The sequence below is a fragment of the Sphaerisporangium dianthi genome (assembly GCF_042654065.1).
GTDB lineage: Bacteria > Actinomycetota > Actinomycetes > Streptosporangiales > Streptosporangiaceae > Sphaerisporangium > Sphaerisporangium dianthi.
In genome coordinates this window covers 95,177-111,818 of the sequence record NZ_JBHSFP010000005.1, presented here as the reverse complement: position 1 = coordinate 111,818, position 16,642 = coordinate 95,177, and the positions used below count along the sequence as shown (strand labels likewise).

Below are 16,642 nucleotides of genomic sequence, written 5' to 3'. Positions count from 1 at the left end.
CCGACCGCCCGGCGAAGCGCCGGTCGTCCTCGCGGCGACCGGCGCTTCGCCAGTTCGGGACAGAACTCCCCATTGTCATTTCAAAACTGGCGTTTTAGCGTCTTTGGGTAGCAATCACCGGTTGTTACGCGGAGTGCCGACACAGGCACTGCGCTCCCCTGGAGCAGGAGGTTCCCTCCCGATGGTGAAGCCGCTGGGCGTGCAGCTTTACACCGTTCGTAACCAGATGAAGGTCGATCGAGACGACGTGTTACGGCGGATAGCGGGCATCGGGTACGGCGCCGTCGAGGCCTACGACCCCACCGACGACCCCAAGGGCTTCCGCAGGACCGCCGACGACCTCGGGCTGACCGTGCCGAGCACGCACGCCTACGCCCTGCTCTCGCAGGAGCCAGACGCCGTCCTGGACGCCGTCGCCACCATCGGCGCCGACCTGGTGATCATCCCCGGCGGGATCGCCGAAGAGGACTTCACCACCCGCGACGGCATCGCCCGCGCCGCCGACCTGCTCAACGGCCTGGCCGAGCACACCGACCGGTACGGCATGCGGCTCGGCTACCACAACCACTGGTGGGAGATCGAGCCGAAGATCGACGGCTCCCACGCCCTCGAGGTGCTGGCCGAGTCGCTCGCCCCGCGCGTATTCCTGGAGGTCGACACGTACTGGGCGGCCGTGGGCGGCGCCGACGTGCCCGCGCTGCTCCGGCGGCTCGGCGACCGCGTCCTGGCCCTGCACGTCAAGGACGGGCCCGGCGTCAAGGACCGCCCGCACACCGCCGTCGGCGACGGCGTGATGCCGGTGCCCGGCTACCTCGCCGCCTCCCCCGGCGCCCTGCGCATCGTCGAGCTCGACAACTGCGACACCGACATCTACGAGGCGCTCGACCGAAGCCACGCCTACCTCTCCCGGCTGGAGCGCGCGTGACCGGCGGGCCCGTCGGCGTCGCCCTCGTGGGCGCCGGAGCGATCAGCGACGCCTACCTGCGCAACCTCACCACCTTCCCCGACGTCCGGGTGCTCGGCGTGGCGGACCTCGACGTCGCCCGGGCGCGGGAGAAGGCGAGCGCGCACGGCGTCCCGGTGTCCGGCGACGTGGACACCGTCCTGGCCGTCCCCGAGGTCGAGATCGTCGTCAACCTCACCATCCCCGCCGCGCACGCCGCCGTGGCGACCGCCGCACTGCGCGCGGGCAAGCACGTCTACGGGGAGAAACCACTCACGCTCAGCCCCGAGGAGGGCGAGAAGCTGCTGGCCGAGGCCGCCGAGCGCGGCCTGCGGATCGGCAACGCGCCCGACACCTTCCTCGGCGCCGGCCTGCAGTCGGCCCAGCGGGCCCTGGCGTCCGGGATGATCGGCGCGCCGGTCGCCGCCAACGCCGTCATGCAGAGCCCGGGCCCCGAGTCCTGGCACCCCAACCCCGAGTTCCTGTTCCAGCACGGGGCGGGCCCGCTGTTCGACATCGGGCCGTACTACCTGACGGCACTGGTCGCCATGCTCGGACCGGTGGGCAAGGTCGCGGCCACCGCGCGCCAGGCCCGGCCGTTCCGGGTGATCGGCTCCGGCCCGAAGGGCGGCACGCGTTTCGCCGTCGAGGTGCCCACGCACGTCATGGCGCTGCTCGACTTCGCCGGCGGCGCCGGCGCGTCCGCGACGTTCAGCTTCGACTCCCCCGCCAATGTGACGACGATCGAGATCATCGGGACCGAGGGCAGCCTGTCGCTGCCCGACCCCAACACCTTCGGCGGGCCGCTGAAGGTGCGCGCCGCCGGCGACGAGGACTGGCGCGATCTGCCGGTGGAGGGCACCAGCGTCGGGCGCGGGCTGGGCGTGCTCGACATGGCACGGGCGCTGCGCGGCGACGTGCCGCACCGCGCCTCGGGGACGCTGGCGCTGCACGTGCTGGAGACGATGACCGCCATCGCCGGCTCCGCCGAGCACGGCGAGTTCCGCCACCTGTCGACGACCGTCCGCGCGCCCGAACCGCTGCCGGCCGGCTGGAGCCCCGAGGAGGCCACGCTCCACTGATCGCCGGACACCACTCCGCTTCCGGGACCACCGCGCGCCGCCCCGCGCGCGGCGGCCCGGCGGCCTGGCGGCTCAGGCGGCCCGCGCTGCGGCGGCGCAGGCGGCCGGCGCACGGGCTAACCGGCGAGATAGCGCAGCCACAGATAGGGGACCGACAGCCCCACCGTCACGAAGGTGACCACCAGGCCGTACTTGGTGAACTCCCAGAAACTGATGCGGACGCCGTTGCGGGCGGCGATGCCGAGCACGACCACGTTGGCCGAGGCGCCCACCGCCGTCGCGTTGCCGCCGAGGTCGGCGCCCAGGGCCAGCGCCCACCAGAGCACGTCGCCGGACGGCCCGCTCGCGTGCGCCAGGTCGGCGACGATCGGGCTCATGGTGGCCACATAGGGGATGTTGTCCACGATCGCCGACAGCACGGCCGACCCTCCCAGCAGGCCCATCGTGGCCGGGAGAAGCCTGCCCTCGGTGGCCGAGGCCGCCGACTGCGAGATCTGGCCGATGACCCTGGTCTCCACCAGTGCGCCCACCATGACGAACAGGCCCATGAAGAACACCAGCGTGGCCCACTCGACGTCGCGGATCGCCTCCTCCACCGTCACCCTGGTCGCGGCGACGAGCAGGCCGGCGCCCAGGAGGGCGACGACCGCGGGCTCGTAGTGCAGCACGGGGTGCAGGACGAAAGCGGCGATCACCACGGCGAGCACGGCGAGGCTCTGCGCCAGCAGGCGGTGGTCCTGGATGGCCTCCCGCTCGTTCAGCTTCATGATCTGCACCGCCCGCACCGGGTCGTACACGAACGCCGACCGGAACAGCCACCGGCACAGGCCGACGAACACCACCAGCAGCACGACGATGAACGGCGCGAGGTGGACCAGGAAGTCGTTGAAGGTGAACCCGGCGCGGCTCGCGATGATGATGTTGGGCGGGTCGCCGACCAGCGTGGCGGTGCCGCCGATGTTGGACGCCATGACCTCGGCGATCAGGTACGGCGCCACCGGCAGCGAGAGCCGCTCGCAGACCAGGAAGGTGACCGGGGCGACCAGCAGCACGGTGGTGACGTTGTCCAGCAGGGCCGACGCCAGGGCGGTGATCACGACCAGCATGGCCATCAGCCGGAACGGCCGCCCTCTCGCCCGTTTGGCCGCCCAGATCGCGACGTACTCGAACACGCCCGTCTGCTTCAGCACGCCGACGATGACCATCATGCCGAGCAGGAGGAAGATGACGTTCCAGTCGATGCCGGAGTGCTCGGAGAAGAACGCCGAACGGCCGTCCACCGCGTGGATCAGCAGCATCAGCCCGGCCCCGCCGAGGGCGGCGGCGGTGCGATGGACGCGCTCGGTGGCGATCAGGGCGTAGACGGCGACGAAGACGACGACGGCCGCGATCGCGATCACAGGCGAACCTCCCGGGAGCCGGTCTGGGCAATGCCAGCAGAACCGCCGACCAGACTTCCCGGCACACCTCACAACTTCCCGAGCACCCTACCAACCCCCGCCGCACCCGCTACGACCAGCCGGTGGACGACCTCACCCGCCCGGCGTCCCGCCCCCCCGGCCCGCGCCCTGTGGTTCCTCGTCCCGCCTCCCGCCCCCCGGCCCGCGCCCTGCGGTTCCTCGTCCCGCCTCCCGCCCCCCGGTCCGCGCCCTGTGGTTCATCGTCCCTCCTGGCGCTCCTTGGCGATCTCGGTGAGCCTGTCCCAGGCCGGCGAGGAGGGGCCGGCCGATGTCACGATCAACTGGGCCGCGGCCGGGTCGGGGACCGGCGGCTTTCCACCCTCGGGCGTGGCCGGCCTGCGGGCCGCCATCCACCGCTGGGCGCGGTCGACCAGCGCGTCGAGGCGCGGATCGTCGGGGGGCCAGTCGAAGGCCGCGTCGTAGTCGAGGTAGATGGCGCGGAACTCCGGGTCGCCGATCGCGTCGTGTTTGTCGGCGAACCAGGTCGCCGCCTGTTCCGGCGAGACCGACCGCAGCAGGATCCACCCGTCGCGCTCCATCCGCACCGCGCGCCGGCTGACGCCCATGCGCCGCAGCCGGTCGAGGTAGTCGGCGACCTCCGCGGAGACGAACAGCCGGTCGCCGGCGTTGAGCTGGGCGAGCCGCTCCCGGGTGCGGCGGAGCTCCTCGGCCCGTGCCTGCAGGTTGCGATCGATCTCGGTGATCGCCTCGCCGAACCGGTCGGGGTCGGCGGCCAGCAACTCGTTGATGCGGGCGAGCGGCACGCCGGCCTCGGCGAGCGTCTTGATCTTGACCAGGTCGATGGCGTGCTGGGCGCTGTAGCGCCGGTAGCCCGACGCGTCGCGCGGCGGCTCCGCCAGCAGTCCGCGCTCGTGGTAGTGACGCACGGTTTTGATCGTCACGCCCGCGTAAGCGGCGAGCCGGCCAATAGTGATCATTAGCGTCGGTCTCCCATCGACCAGCCCACCGTCCAGGGACGTTCGTCATGTCGTGAATACCACGGCGGAGCGCGGCGTGACCGTTCAGGCCGACGCCACCCGCTTGGACATCCGGCCGGCGAGGTCGATGCCGATGATCACGCCGTCCTCGTCGCGGGTGAAGAAGCCGCGCTGCCCCTGCAAGCCGCCCTCGGTGATGATGTACTCGTCGCCGTCGCCGGGCAGCAGGCCCATGGCGGCCGGCGCGTAGTCCGGAGGCATCTCGCTGTCCGACGCGGCCCGGATCTCCGGTTTGATCCCGACCTCGAGCGTCATCCCCGTCGGGCCCGCGGCGATGACGAGCGTCATGGCGTCGTTGTCGTACCTGCCGGCGACCTCCCGGGCCCGCGCCGGGTCGTAGGGCAGCGGCTGCGGGTCGCGGTCGACGACGCCCAGGTAGTGCTCGAGCGCCCAGCGGACGACGGCCTGGTTGAACGGGATGCCGTTCGGTCCGGCGTTCGACAGCGAGACCACGGCGAAATCGCGTTCGGGCACGGTCAGCAACTCGGCGAACTGGCCGTGCGCCGATCCGCCGTGCCCCACGGTGCGGACACCGTCCACATCGCGCAGGAACCAGCAGATGCCGAAGGCGTCGCCGAGCGTGGTGCCACGCAACTCCACGGTCGGCCGCCTCATCCGGTGCAGCACCTCGGTGGGCAGGATCCGGGCATCGCCCTCGCCGCGCCCGTCACCGAGATGGAACCGAGCCCAGCGGATCTGGTCCGCCACCGAGGACATCAGGCCACCACCGGGGTTGTTGGCACGCCAGCGGCTCCACCCCCGCGCGACGGACAGGGTTCCGTCCTCGCCGGGGTTGTGGCCCACGGCGAACCGCCGCGTCATGATCTCACTCGTGGTGTAGAGACTGTTCGACAGCCCCAGCGGCTCGAGCACCAGTGAGGCGACGGCCCGTTCGTACGTCAGGCCGGTGACCTTCTCGATGACCCGCCCGGCCAGGTTGTATCCTGCTTGACTGTAGGAGGCCCTGGTGCCGGGCGGCGCGATCAGGTTCAGCCCGGCCATATGCGCCACATGAACGGCCAGCGCGTCGTCCCCCTGACCGGTGTCGACGAGGATCGCCCAGTCCAGCCCCGAGGTGTGGTTCAGCAGCTGCGACACCGTGACCTCCGCCGCGGCGCGCTCGTCGGCGAGGACCAGTTCAGGCACGTACCGGCGAACCGGCGCCTCCAGTTCGACCCGGCCTTCGGCGACCAGGCGCATCAGCGCGGTCGCGGTATAGGTCTTCGTGACCGAGCCCAGCTCGTACAGCGTGTTCTGATCGACGGGCAACGGGTTGTCGACGCTCGTCACGCCGTGGCACGCGTAGGAGGCCTGACCGTCCGCCCACACCCCGACGGCGACGCCGGGGATGCCGAACCGCGCGGCCGTCGCCGCGACGAACTCGGACAGCTCCTCGTGTGCCATCCCATTCCCCTTCTCCCTTGTGGCACGCCCGGCCGCAAGGCCGGTCGTACGGTCGTCCCGGTGGTTCGCTGCCTCTTCGATCGCGTTCATGTCAGCCATGCTCGAACCCTGCCCCTAGGGCAAGGTCAAGCTTCGCGGCGACTTTTCCTCACACGCCGATCTGGCTCAGCCGAACCGTTGCCCTGACCCGGCTACGCCCGGCCCTGGCGACCGCGCTCATCTACCGCCGCGAACTCGTCAACGAAGCGGTCGAGACACCGTCATGGCCGAGACACCGTCGTGGCTGAGACGAAGAACCGACTCGATCGGGCGGTTTTGTTAGGGTGCCTGGATGCCTTCTCAGCGCGCCCTGCTGCCACGGTCGGCACCGGCCGCCTCGGGGATGTCGTCCCGTTCGATCGCCGCGCTGCTGGACCGGCTTGAAGCGCGATCCGTCGAGTGTCACTCCCTCATGGTCGTACGCCACGGTCACATCGTCGCCGAAGGCTGGTGGGCGCCGTACTCGGCCGAGCGCCCTCACCTTCTGTACTCGCTGACCAAGTCGTTCACCTCGATCGCCGTGGGGCTCGCGATCGCCGACGGACTGCTCTCACTGGACGATCGGGTGGTGGAGGTGTTGCCCGACCACGTTCCCGCCGGCATCTCCGAGCAGGGACGCCGCCTCACCGTTCACCACCTGCTGTCCATGACGGCCGGGCACCGCACGGACAGCCTCGCCGAGGCCTGGCGACGTGAGCCGGGCGACCTCGTGAAGGGCTTCCTGCGCGTACCGTTTTTCGCGGCCGAGGGAACACGGCACGTCTACGACAATGCGACCACCTTCGTCCTGGCCCGGATGGTGGAACGGGTCACGGGGCGTGGCCTGCCGGAACTGCTCGACGAGCGCCTCTTCACGCCGATGGGCGTCGACCACGCCGAATGGGACCGGGTGGCGAGCGGCGCCGCCTTCGGATTCCACGGACTGCACCTCACGACCGAGGCCGTCGCCGCTTTCGGTGAACTGCTGCTGCGCGGCGGCCTGTGGGGCGACCGGCGGCTCGTCCCGCGCGAATGGGTGGAGCTCGCGACCAGACGGCACATCGACACGCTGCCGTCCGAGGACGGATCGGGGGACGCCGACTACCTTCGCGGTTACGGCTACCAGTTCTGGATGTCGCGTCACGGTTACCACGGTGACGGCTCCTTCGGCCAGCAATGCGTGGTCGTCCCCTCGCACGATCTGGTGGTCGCCGTGACCGGCGGCCATACGCAGGCGCAGGCGATGCTCGACGCGATCTGGGAGTGCCTGCTGCCCGGCGTGGACCACGCGGCGAGCACCCGGGACGACGAGATCCTCGCCGATCGGCTGCGGCGGCTGTCACTCGCGCCGGTGCGGGGCTCGGCCGCCCCGCAGCATTACTCGGCCGCCCCGCAGCGTTGCTCGGCCGCCCCGCAGCGTTCCGTCAAGGCGAGACTCGACGCCTCCGCCGGGGATTCGGCTCTGCCCGACGGAACCACTGTGATCGTCGATCCCGTGGACGGTGGATGGCTCCTGCGCTTCGGGGCGTTCCTCGACGTCGAGGCCGGCCATGGCCAATGGCGGGAAAGCTCGCCGCTCGGCCGCCCGGTCGTCGCGGCCGGCGCCTGGCAGGGCGACACGTTCGTCGCCGACCTCCACGTCATCACCACCCCGCACCGGGTCCGGCTCGTACTCGACGCCGACACGGAGACGGCCATGGCGACGTGGCACACCACCCCCCTGACCAACCCCAGCCTGGCGATGCATCTACGCTCCCCCCTGATGACCCGCCCCGACGTCGCATAGACGACAACGGCCAAGCTCGCAGGACGCCTGTGGCTGAGCCGACCAGGAGTCGGCGGCCGCAGCGTCCGCAGAGAGGAGCGGCGATGCAGTTAGCGGGTTCGATGTCGTGGAGGATCGGCATCGACCGGTGGTCGGATCCGTATGACATGGCGCTGTGGTTCCGCGCCGCCGAACGCATCGAGGTGGAGACGGAGGGCGTGGTGCCTGGACCGCCGGCCGTCGAACCGCTACCGAATCGGAGTACAGACCCCTCGGACGCCGTGGAACTGGCCGAGGGCTGGTTGACCTGGTGGCGGTCGCTGGTCAACGCGGGCCCGCTGACCTTGCCGTTCGATCTCTCGAACCCTCCGGTGGCGCTGTCGTTCACACCACCGGCATTCTCCGGCCTGCACGACTGGCCCGCGCTGCGCCAGGTTGTCACTGAACGATGGATGGAAGCACATCAGTGGCACACTGCCCGCATGCGCGCCGGATTAGAGGCGGGCCCGCATCACGACATGCGGGCCAGTCAGGTCGTGACCGAGGTCGAGAGGGCGCTGGGCCGCAGGGCGCGGCCGTTCGCGCTGAACCTCGTCCTGCTGCCGGTGTGCGACGAGGAGATTCGCCTCGCCGGTCCTAACCGCTACCTGGTACCCGAACGGGTCTACGACGGCCCTCGGGGGCTCGAACTGCTGCGCTCGCTGGTGACCCCGATCGCCTGATCTCGCTTCACCCGATCGTGAGGCGCACGACGACCCGGTGGACTCCCACGCTGAACTCGACCCGACAGATCATCGCCGCGCGGCCCGTGCCACGGCGACGCGCTCCTCCCAGCCGGGGACGGCGGCCTCGATCGGCACCGTGCGGGCCGTGCCGTTCTTCACCGCCTCCAATTCCTCGTAGTAATCGGGCTGGTCGGCGGCCACCACCACCAAGGTCCAGTGTCGCAACAGGCGCTGCAACTCCCGGTAGCCGGAGGGCTCGCGGACGGCGTCGACCGCGGCCTGATACTGCCGCAGGAACTCCTCGCGCTCCCGCTGAGGCAAGTCCCGAAGGATCACTTCGGGGTCGTGCGGGTCCTCTTGATGGACAGGCTGCGCGCTCATGAGGTCAGCCTACGTACGGGTAATCAGCGCGCGGGCGTGTCGTGCGCAAGAACGGCAGGCAGGACCGCACGCCGGGCTCGACGGACCCGATTACAGCGCCGAACAACCGGCGATCCGTAATGGCGATTCGAGGTTCGCATCGCATTCACAGTCAGGTGAACCTCTTAGCCATGGTTTGCGACTCCGCAGCATGATGCCTGTGACACACCGGGCGCCGAGAGGAAAGGGATCGGTGGTGATTGTCCCCCTAGAACCGTATCCGTCCGTATCTCCATCCCTACAATTCGGTACCGAACTACGTAAATTCCGACTTTCCGTGGGGCTCACCCAACGCCAACTCTGTGGTGCCGTCCACCTGTCGATCAGCCAGCTCAGCATGATCGAAAATGGTCACCGTCCGCCCACCATGGACCTGGCGCAGCGAGTGGACGAGGCTCTCGGGATCGGAAGTACGCTCACGGGATTCCTCGACCGCCTCAACCGCGCCGCCGCCCAGCTACCCCACTGGTTCCGCCCCTGGCTCGACTACGAACGCGAAGCGGAAGCACTGCACATTTGGGAACTCTCCATGGTCCCGGGCTTGCTCCAAGTCGAAGGATACGCGAGGGGCCTGATCGCGAATGAGCCCTGTGCAACCCCGGAGCAGGTCGAGGAACGGATACACGCACGACTTGACCGGCAGAAGATCCTGCAGGGGTCAATGCCCCCCATGTTGTGGGGGGTGTTGGACGAAAGTGTCCTACATAGAGCAGTCGGTGGCCCTGATGTGATGAGTGACCAGCTACACCATCTTCTGGAGTGGGGCGAAAGCAAGCGAGTCTCTCTCCAGGTGCTCCCCTACGCCGCTTATGGCACGGTCGGCCTGTTGGGCAGCTTCATGGTCGCCGACATGCCGGGGCATCCCGCCTCCGTCGCTTATATCGACTCGCAAAGTACTGAGGACCGGGTGAGCGATCGAACCGCCGAGGTTCGCGGTCTAGCATTCAGACACGGTGTGATCCGAGCAGATGCGCTGCCCCGGCGGGAGTCGCTCGACATGATCAAGGAGTCGTTGCGGAGGTGGACCACGTGACCCAGGAACTCAGCGGCGTTCAGTGGCACAAGTCGAGCTTCTCGGGAGGGGATGGCAGCAACTGTGTCGAGGTGGCCTACCTGACCGAAGGCAGGTACGGCGTGCGGGACAGCAAGGCTCGCGCCCGCCCCGCACTGGTCGTCGGCAGGGCCGAGTGGCATGTCTTCCTTCACCATGTGAAGGCGAACGGGCAACTCAACCCCGATCCGGAAGGCCACTCGCCCCGGCGATGATCGCTGTGCGCCTTCTGGGGGACATGGTGTCCTCTTGCCAGGCGAACCCGTCGTCGGCCATGCCGAGGGCACAGGGCAGTAATGGGGTGCGGGAGGGCGCTGGAATACGGAGGAGGGCCGAGCCAGGGCTCCTCCGTCTCGTGCATGGTCGCAGCTGTCAGGCGATCATTTCCCCGTTCTTGAGCGCGCCCAGGAACGCGGACCACTCGGCCGGCGGCAGGACAAGGGCTCCGGACACCGTGCTCTTGCTGTCCCGGACCGCGATGATTTCCGGTACGTTCGACGCGACCTCGACACAGTTGCCGTTGTCTGTGCTGTAGGTGCTCTTACGCCAGTGTGCGCCCGAAAGGTCACTCACTTTAGTTCACCACTTCCCGTATGAGGCGGAGTGACTGTTTGAACGGTAGAGCCTCAGCACGCACCGCGTTATCTCTGAAACAATCTTCGAGCGTTCGCCCTGCGAGCCGGGCAGGCTGTCGCGCGGCACGGTGAGCGGGATGCAGGGCGACGATGGGGCTTCAGCGGGCTTGCTATCAAGGGCTGACATGACACAGCGAGACGCCGCGCGACGGCGGACGAGAACCGCCTCAGAAAAACGCGCCGAAGGCACCATTTGTTGGAGCAGCGGCAATACTCGACGCCGACGGATCCGCCGGCCCCCCTGACCGCGATGTGACCGGCGGGCTCAGGGGGCCGAGGGGTCAGCGGGGCATGGCGACGGTGAGGAGGATGGCGGAGTCCTCCAGGGCCTCGAGGCGGTGGCGGGCGTCGGGGACGACGAGCAGGTCGCCGGTCATGACCTCCCAGGAGTCATCGCCCGCGATGATGCGCACCCGGCCGGACAGGACGTAGACGGTGGCCTCGCCGTTGGCCTGGTGCTCGCTCTGCTCGGCCCCTTTGGTGAAGGCCATCAGCGTCTGCCGCAGCACGCGTTCGTGCCCGCCGACGATCGTGCCGGCCGCGTGCCCGCCGCTCGATTCCGTCGCCCGGTCGAGTTGCTGACGGGCCATGGCCACCAACGAGAACTTCTGCGTCACGGTGTATCCCCTCGTGTTCGGCACGGCGGCCGGTCCGGCGTGCGCGCCCGCTTCCAGGTCCGCCGCGGCTTGACCGGATGGTCTCGCGGGACGATGGAGGCTCACATCTCCATGCGTACCCGTTGCGCGTCTACCCGCGTCAGCCGTTTGACACCTTTTCCGGTCCCCTGTGTTGCGATCGGGTCAGGCCGGCCCGGTGGTCTCCGTCAGGTGGCGGCGAGGGCGACGGTGGGGGCGAGGCGGGCGGCGCGCATCGCGGGGTAGATCCCGGCGAGGGTGCCGATGAGCAGGGCCGCCAGCGCCGCGCTGCCGACCGCCCAGGGGGGCACCACCACCGGCAGCCCCTTGGCCAGGGAGTACGCCGCCGTGGCGCCCGCGCCGAGCACGGCGCCCACCACCCCGCCGAGTAGGGACAGCAGGAGCGACTCGGTGAGGAACTGAACCCTGATCTGGCCGCGGGTCGCGCCGAGCGAGCGGCGCAGGCCGATCTCCTTGCGGCGCTCCAGCACCGAGATGACCATGGTGTTGGCCACGCCGACCCCGCCGACCAGCAGTGCCACGGCGCCGAGGCCGAGCAGGAGGTTGGTGAAGGCGCCCGACGCCGCCGCCTTGGCCGTCAGGGCGTCCGACGGCCGGCTGACCTGCACCTCGTCAGGGTTCTCCGGGTTCACCGTGCGCGCCAGGACGCCGCTGACCGCCTCCACGGCCTCGTCAGGCGAGCGTTCGTAGATCGTGGTCGGGTGCCCGTCGAAGCCCAGGTAGCGCTCGGCCGCGGGCCAGCCGATCAGGGCCGAGCGCTCGATCTCCGGCGCCAGCGGCATCGCGTCGAGGATCCCGACCACCTTGAACCAGTGGCCCGCGATCCAGACGCGCGGCCCTGCCCGTTCGATGCCGAGCCGGCTCGCGGCGACCGAGCCGAGCACCACGGCCGGTCGGCGGGCGATGGCCGCGTTCAGCCAGGTGCCCTGCCGGACGGTGCCTTCCAGCGCCGCGGCCAGCCCTTCGTCCGCGGCCTGCACGGCGATGCCGCCGGTGACCTCCTTGGGGATGCGGTCGGTCCGGCGGACGCTCGCGTCCAGCCGCCCGGTCGCGCCCGCCTTGGTGACGGGGCCTATGCGGCGCACCATGTCCAGCGCTCCCTTAGGCAGCTTGGCGTCGGCTCCGAAGAGCGTCTGTCCGGGCGCGACGGTGAGCAGATTGGTGCCCAGCCGGTCCAGCTCGCGCAGCAGTTGTTCCCGCGACGAGGCGGAGATGCCGATGACCGCGACCATGGTGGCGATGCCGATCGCGATGCCCAGCGCCGACAGCACCACCCGCGCCGGCCGGGTGCGCAGCCCCGCCGCGCCCACCCTCAGCACGTCGCGCGACGTCAGCCGGGCGGGCGTCAGCCGGGCGGCGCGGCCTCCGCTCCTCACGGCGGTCGTCCCGGTCATCGGAGAGTCTCCTCGGCCTCGTGCGCGGCGTTCGTGCCGGTCATCGGGGGCTCTTCCTCGGTCTGCGCGGCGCTGGGCGGACGGGTGGGCGGCGGGCCGTCGTCGGCGGCGATCAGGCCGTCTCTGACCCGCACCCTGCGGGGCATCCGCTCGGCGATGTCGATGTCGTGGGTGATGATCGCCACCGTGGTGCCCGAGGCGCGCAGCGCGCGCAGGATCTCCAGCACCTCGGCCCCGGCCGCCGAGTCCAGGTTGCCGGTGGGCTCGTCGGCGAGCAGCAGCGGCGGGTCTCCGACGACGGCGCGGGCCACGGCGACCCGCTGCTGCTCCCCGCCGGACAGCTGGTGCGGCTTGTGCCCGAGCCGGTGGCCGAGGCCGACCCGTTCCAGGGCGGCGGCGGCCCGTTCGCGCCGCTCGCGCAGCGGCCGCCCGCTGTACAGGGAGCCGTCGGCCACGTTGTCCAGGGCGGTGGTGCCCGGCGCCAGGTGGAACTGCTGGAAGACGAACCCCAGGAACCGGGCGCGGAGCGCCGACAGCTCCCGGTCCGACAGGCCCCCGATCTCGTGGCCGGCGATGCGGACGCTTCCCGTCGTCGGCCGGTCCAGGGTGCCGATCATGTGCAGGAGCGTGGACTTGCCCGATCCGGACGGGCCGACGATGGCCAGCAGCTCGCCCTCCTCGATGACCAGGCTCACCCCTCGGAGCGCCTCCACGTGGCCGCCGTAGACCTTGCGCACGTCGGTGAGCCGGACGATGGCGGTCACTGCGCCGGCACCCCGACCTTCGTGCCGGCGGCCAGCCCGGAGCCGGTGATCTCGACGCGCCCGCCGCCGTACTTCCCGGTCTCGACCCGGACGTAGCGCGAGGAGGCGCCCTCGACGACCTCCACGCCGAAGCCGCCCTCGGCCAGGGCCAGCAGCGCCTCGACCGGCACCGACAGCACGTCCTCGGCCCGCTCGCTCTCCATGGCGACGGTGACCGGCGCCTGGTCGAACCGGCCGACCTTCTTGGGGGACTTCAACGTGATGTCGACGTCGATGGTCGCTCCCTCGTCCTCGCCGCGGTCGTCCCCGCCGCTCGACTTGGCCACCGTGCCGACGCTGCTGATCGTGCCCTTGACCTTCCGCCCTCCGGGCAGCTCGACGGTCACCGGCGCTCCTTTCCTCGCCATGGACTGGTAGTCGCTGTCGAGGTCGACGTGGACGGTGCGGCGGGTGGAGGTGACGGTGAACACACGCCGGCCCGGGGCCACGGCGTCACCGACCTCGACTTCGGCCGACGACACCCGCACGGGGCCGTTGAGGAAGACCACCTGGTCCGCGGCGACGGCGCCGGTCTCGGCGAGCCCGCGGTCCTCCTGCCACTCACGGACGGCCTGGTCGGTGGCGTAGGTGAACTCGCCGTCCACCGTCATGTCGTCCCCGTAGCCGAGCGCCTTGAGGTTGGCCTCCAGCTGCTGGACGTCCGGCCCGTCCACGACGCCGCGCCGCATCGTCCGGTAGGCCGGGATCGAGCCGTACATCAGCACGAGCGGCCTGCGGTCGACCTTGAGCAGCGCGTGGCCGCGGGTGACGGTGGCCCCCTCCCGGGCGACGGCCGTCACCGTGCCGGGCGCGCCGGCGTAGACCCGCCGCTCACCGGCGTACGTCAGCGTGCCGTCGACCGAGGTCGTGTCCACCAGGTCCCCGCGGGTGATCTCCACCGTGCTCCTGGCAGCCGACGCGGACGGCGCCGGCGCGCCGGCGCCGGAGTTCATCATCACGGCGGCGGTCGCCGCTCCGGCCAGGGTCACGGTCACCCCCAGCCCGGCCGACAGGACGGCCAGGCGCCGAACTCTCACCAACGTGTCACCTCCGTGCCGCGGGGACGCACGCCCGGCAGCATGGGTGGATTTCTAGTCAGGGGCGGATTAGCGGCGGGTAAGCGGCAGCGCGGCGCGCGCCCGAGGGCCGGGCGCCTGCCGGTGGCCGGGGCACGGACGCTCACCGTGGCGGGTCCGAGCGATCATCCGCGGGCGGGGTACGGGCGCTTACCCGCGGCCGCACGCGGACGCACGCGGACGCTCGCCCGCGGCCGCACGCCGGCGATCACCCGCGGCCGCACGCGGGCGCTTACCGGTGGCTAACGCCGGGTGGGGCACGCTGGGCAGGCGTCCGTCTCATGTCAGGCCAGCGAAGGGGGACCGCAGATGCGTGTGCTCGTCGTCGAGGACGAGGACGAACTCGCCGACGCCATAGCCCGCGGGCTGCGGCGCCGGGCGATCGCCGTCGACGTGGTCTACGACGGCGCCGAGGCGCTGGAGCGTCTGTGCCACACCGGCTACGACGTGGTCGTGCTCGACCGCGATCTCCCCGAGCTGCACGGGGACGAGGTCTGCCGCCGGATGGCCGCCACCGGAGCCGCCGGCCGGGTGCTCATGCTGACCGCCGCCGGGCGCGTGGGCGACCGGGTGGCGGGGCTCTCGCTGGGCGCGGACGACTACCTCGTCAAGCCGTTCGCGTTCACCGAGTTGGTCGCGCGGATCCGCACGCTCGCCCGCCGGACCGCGCCCGCCCGTCCCGCCGTCCTGGAACGGGCCGGTGTGCGGCTGGACACGGCGGCCCGCGCGGTCCACCGGGACGGAGAGCCGGTCGCGCTCACCCGCAAGGAGTTCGCCGTGCTGGCGGAGCTGATGCGGGCCGGCGGGGGGGCGATGACCCCCCGGCGGCTCGTGGCACGGGCATGGGACGAGAACGTGGAGTCGGGGACGGGGGCGTTGCGGGTGACCATCACCACCCTGCGCAGGAAGCTGGGCGAGCCGGACGTCATCGAGACCGTGCCGGGCCTGGGATACCGCCTGGCCGGAGGGGAGCGGTGATGGGGCGGCGGCTGCGCGCGTGGTGGAGCGGCGTCGGGCTGCGCACCCGGCTCACCATCCTCTACAGCGGCCTGTTCTTCGCGGCCGGCTCCACGCTGCTGTGGGTGACCTACCTGCTCACGGCCCGGGCGCTGGAGCGGGAGTTCTTCGTCGGGGCGGCACCGCAGCTGCCGTCCGTCGGCGGCGCCACGGGAAAGCCCATGGTGTTCGCGATGAAGGTGCAGCGCGACGTGATCGCGCAACTGGACCTGGGCCGCCAGCAGGTGCTCAGCGACCTGTTCCAGAATTCGGCGATCATCATGCTGGCGGTCGGCGCGCTGGCGATCATCCTTGGTCATCTGGTCGCCGACCGCGCCCTGCGCCCGCTGCGGCAGGTGACCGAGACGGCCGAGCGGCTCTCGGAGAGCAACCTGCACGAGCGCATCGCGCTGGCCGGCCCGGGGGACGACGTCAAGCGGCTCGCCGACACCTTCGACGCCATGCTCGACCGGCTTCAGCGCGCGTTCGACGCCCAGCGGCGGTTCGTGCTGAACGCCTCGCACGAGCTGCGCACCCCGCTCGCGATCAACCGCACGCTGCTGGAGGTGGCGCTGGAGGAACCGGACGCCTCCGAGGACCTCGTGCGCCTGGGCAAAGCGCTGCTCGGCACGAACGCCCGGCACGAGCGGCTGATCGAAGGACTGCTGCTGCTCACCCGGTCCGAGCACGAGCTGGTCGCGCGCAAGCCCGTGGCGGTGGACGAGGTCACGCTCGGGGTGCTGGAGGCGCTGGAGGCGGTCGCGCGGCGGCGGCGGGTCGCGCTGGACCGCCGCCTGTCCCCCGCGACGGCCGCGGGCGACCCGGTGCTCGTCGAGCGTTGCGTGTTCAATCTGGTGGAGAACGCGCTGAAGTACAACGTCAAGGACGGCAGGGTGCTGGTCGAGGTGTCCGACGAGTCGGGCGGCGTGGTCATCACGGTGACGAACACCGGTCCGGTGATCCCCGCGTACGAGGTCGAGGACCTGTTCCAGCCGTTCCACCGGCTGCGCGAACGCGTCGGCTCCGCGCAGGGCTCCGGTCTCGGACTGTCGATCGTCCGCGCCATCGTGACCGCGCACGACGGCCAGGTGGACGCCGCGCCCCGCCCGGACGGCGGGCTGGTCGTCACCGTGCGCCTGCCCACCGCCATCCGTCCTCCGGCCGCGGCCCGCCTCCCCGCCGCCGCGAGGTGATCCGCGGCCGGAGCCGCTCGTTC

At 71.0% G+C, this 16,642-nt stretch carries 17 protein-coding genes; 8 read left to right on the top strand and 9 right to left on the bottom strand.

The genetic code is table 11. From position 1 onward, the window contains the following. Positions 1–181: 181 nt before the first annotated feature. On the top strand, positions 182–925 hold the full coding sequence (locus tag ACFO60_RS10245; protein ID WP_380839498.1) for a sugar phosphate isomerase/epimerase family protein: 744 nt from the start codon (positions 182–184) through the stop codon (positions 923–925). Continuing rightward, complete coding sequence (locus ACFO60_RS10240) at positions 922–2,025, top strand: Gfo/Idh/MocA family protein (protein WP_380839496.1); 1,104 nt, start codon at positions 922–924, stop codon at positions 2,023–2,025. Before ACFO60_RS10245 ends, ACFO60_RS10240 begins: the two co-directional genes overlap by 4 nt. Before the next feature lie 116 nt (positions 2,026–2,141). On the opposite strand, the gene ACFO60_RS10235 is transcribed toward ACFO60_RS10240, so the two are convergent. From ACFO60_RS10235 to ACFO60_RS10225, 3 genes are all read right to left on the bottom strand, one after another. After that, entirely contained in the window at positions 2,142–3,425 is a 1,284-nt protein-coding gene (locus ACFO60_RS10235; RefSeq protein WP_380839494.1) for an ArsB/NhaD family transporter, read from the bottom strand. 257 nt (positions 3,426–3,682) lie between these two features. Beyond that, positions 3,683–4,423 (bottom strand): MerR family transcriptional regulator, encoded by a 741-nt coding sequence (locus ACFO60_RS10230; RefSeq protein ID WP_380839492.1) that lies wholly within the window; start codon positions 4,421–4,423, stop codon positions 3,683–3,685. Between the two features lie 84 nt (positions 4,424–4,507). Next, a complete protein-coding gene (locus ACFO60_RS10225; RefSeq protein ID WP_380839490.1) occupies positions 4,508–5,887 on the bottom strand; it encodes a serine hydrolase domain-containing protein in 1,380 nt (459 codons plus the stop codon). Positions 5,888–6,218: 331 nt separating this feature from the next. Between ACFO60_RS10225 and ACFO60_RS10220 the strand changes: the two genes are divergently transcribed. After that, positions 6,219–7,691: a serine hydrolase domain-containing protein gene (locus tag ACFO60_RS10220; RefSeq protein ID WP_380839488.1), complete on the top strand. Its 1,473-nt coding sequence runs from the start codon at positions 6,219–6,221 to the stop codon at positions 7,689–7,691. A gap of 146 nt (positions 7,692–7,837) precedes the next feature. Further along, positions 7,838–8,392 carry a hypothetical protein gene (locus ACFO60_RS10215; protein ID WP_380839486.1) on the top strand — a complete coding sequence of 185 codons (555 nt, stop codon included), beginning with the start codon at positions 7,838–7,840 and terminating at the stop codon, positions 8,390–8,392. A 69-nt stretch (positions 8,393–8,461) separates the two neighbouring features. Here the strand turns inward: ACFO60_RS10215 and ACFO60_RS10210 are convergent, their stop codons facing one another. Beyond that, complete coding sequence (locus ACFO60_RS10210) at positions 8,462–8,776, bottom strand: DUF6247 family protein (protein ID WP_380839485.1); 315 nt, start codon at positions 8,774–8,776, stop codon at positions 8,462–8,464. Between the two features lie 232 nt (positions 8,777–9,008). Here ACFO60_RS10210 and ACFO60_RS10205 point away from each other — a divergent pair, with 232 nt between their 5' ends. Both ACFO60_RS10205 and ACFO60_RS10200 read left to right on the top strand, forming a co-directional pair. Then, positions 9,009–9,848, top strand: coding sequence for a helix-turn-helix domain-containing protein (locus ACFO60_RS10205; RefSeq protein WP_380839483.1), 840 nt, complete (start codon positions 9,009–9,011; stop codon positions 9,846–9,848). Then, positions 9,845–10,081, top strand: coding sequence for a DUF397 domain-containing protein (locus ACFO60_RS10200; RefSeq protein ID WP_380839482.1), 237 nt, complete (start codon positions 9,845–9,847; stop codon positions 10,079–10,081). Before ACFO60_RS10205 ends, ACFO60_RS10200 begins: the two co-directional genes overlap by 4 nt. A gap of 157 nt (positions 10,082–10,238) precedes the next feature. On the opposite strand, the gene ACFO60_RS10195 is transcribed toward ACFO60_RS10200, so the two are convergent. The 5 genes from ACFO60_RS10195 to ACFO60_RS10175 form a co-directional block, all read right to left on the bottom strand. Then, on the bottom strand, positions 10,239–10,439 hold the full coding sequence (locus ACFO60_RS10195) for a DUF397 domain-containing protein (protein WP_380839481.1): 201 nt from the start codon (positions 10,437–10,439) through the stop codon (positions 10,239–10,241). A 343-nt stretch (positions 10,440–10,782) separates the two neighbouring features. Continuing rightward, complete coding sequence (locus ACFO60_RS10190) at positions 10,783–11,118, bottom strand: cupin domain-containing protein (RefSeq protein WP_380839478.1); 336 nt, start codon at positions 11,116–11,118, stop codon at positions 10,783–10,785. 206 nt (positions 11,119–11,324) lie between these two features. Further along, on the bottom strand, positions 11,325–12,551 hold the full coding sequence (locus ACFO60_RS10185) for an ABC transporter permease (RefSeq protein ID WP_380839476.1): 1,227 nt from the start codon (positions 12,549–12,551) through the stop codon (positions 11,325–11,327). Beyond that, the gene (locus ACFO60_RS10180) at positions 12,548–13,306 is read right to left on the bottom strand and encodes an ABC transporter ATP-binding protein (RefSeq protein WP_380839932.1); all 759 of its coding nucleotides are present in this window, start codon (positions 13,304–13,306) and stop codon (positions 12,548–12,550) included. The genes ACFO60_RS10185 and ACFO60_RS10180 overlap by 4 nt, the downstream gene beginning before the upstream one ends. Before the next feature lie 5 nt (positions 13,307–13,311). Continuing rightward, positions 13,312–14,391, bottom strand: coding sequence for an efflux RND transporter periplasmic adaptor subunit (locus tag ACFO60_RS10175; protein WP_380839474.1), 1,080 nt, complete (start codon positions 14,389–14,391; stop codon positions 13,312–13,314). 348 nt (positions 14,392–14,739) lie between these two features. Here ACFO60_RS10175 and ACFO60_RS10170 point away from each other — a divergent pair, with 348 nt between their 5' ends. Both ACFO60_RS10170 and ACFO60_RS10165 read left to right on the top strand, forming a co-directional pair. After that, positions 14,740–15,408 carry a response regulator transcription factor gene (locus ACFO60_RS10170; RefSeq protein ID WP_380839473.1) on the top strand — a complete coding sequence of 223 codons (669 nt, stop codon included), beginning with the start codon at positions 14,740–14,742 and terminating at the stop codon, positions 15,406–15,408. Continuing rightward, a complete protein-coding gene (locus ACFO60_RS10165; protein ID WP_380839471.1) occupies positions 15,408–16,619 on the top strand; it encodes a sensor histidine kinase in 1,212 nt (403 codons plus the stop codon). Before ACFO60_RS10170 ends, ACFO60_RS10165 begins: the two co-directional genes overlap by 1 nt. The last annotated feature ends 23 nt before the right edge of the window (positions 16,620–16,642 follow it).

What these genes read in the sequence shown, in the direction of transcription:
- ACFO60_RS10230 (WP_380839492.1), bottom strand. Translation starts at nt 4,423, where the DNA reads ATGATCACTATTGGCCGGCTCGCCGCTTACGCGGGCGTGACGATCAAA.
- ACFO60_RS10185 (WP_380839476.1), bottom strand. Translation starts at nt 12,551, where the DNA reads ATGACCGGGACGACCGCCGTGAGGAGCGGAGGCCGCGCCGCCCGGCTG.
- ACFO60_RS10210 (WP_380839485.1), bottom strand. Translation starts at nt 8,776, where the DNA reads ATGAGCGCGCAGCCTGTCCATCAAGAGGACCCGCACGACCCCGAAGTG.
- ACFO60_RS10220 (WP_380839488.1), top strand. Translation starts at nt 6,219, where the DNA reads ATGCCTTCTCAGCGCGCCCTGCTGCCACGGTCGGCACCGGCCGCCTCG.
- ACFO60_RS10165 (WP_380839471.1), top strand. Translation starts at nt 15,408, where the DNA reads ATGGGGCGGCGGCTGCGCGCGTGGTGGAGCGGCGTCGGGCTGCGCACC.
- ACFO60_RS10225 (WP_380839490.1), bottom strand. Translation starts at nt 5,887, where the DNA reads ATGGCACACGAGGAGCTGTCCGAGTTCGTCGCGGCGACGGCCGCGCGG.
- ACFO60_RS10170 (WP_380839473.1), top strand. Translation starts at nt 14,740, where the DNA reads ATGCGTGTGCTCGTCGTCGAGGACGAGGACGAACTCGCCGACGCCATA.
- ACFO60_RS10245 (WP_380839498.1), top strand. Translation starts at nt 182, where the DNA reads ATGGTGAAGCCGCTGGGCGTGCAGCTTTACACCGTTCGTAACCAGATG.
- ACFO60_RS10215 (WP_380839486.1), top strand. Translation starts at nt 7,838, where the DNA reads ATGGCGCTGTGGTTCCGCGCCGCCGAACGCATCGAGGTGGAGACGGAG.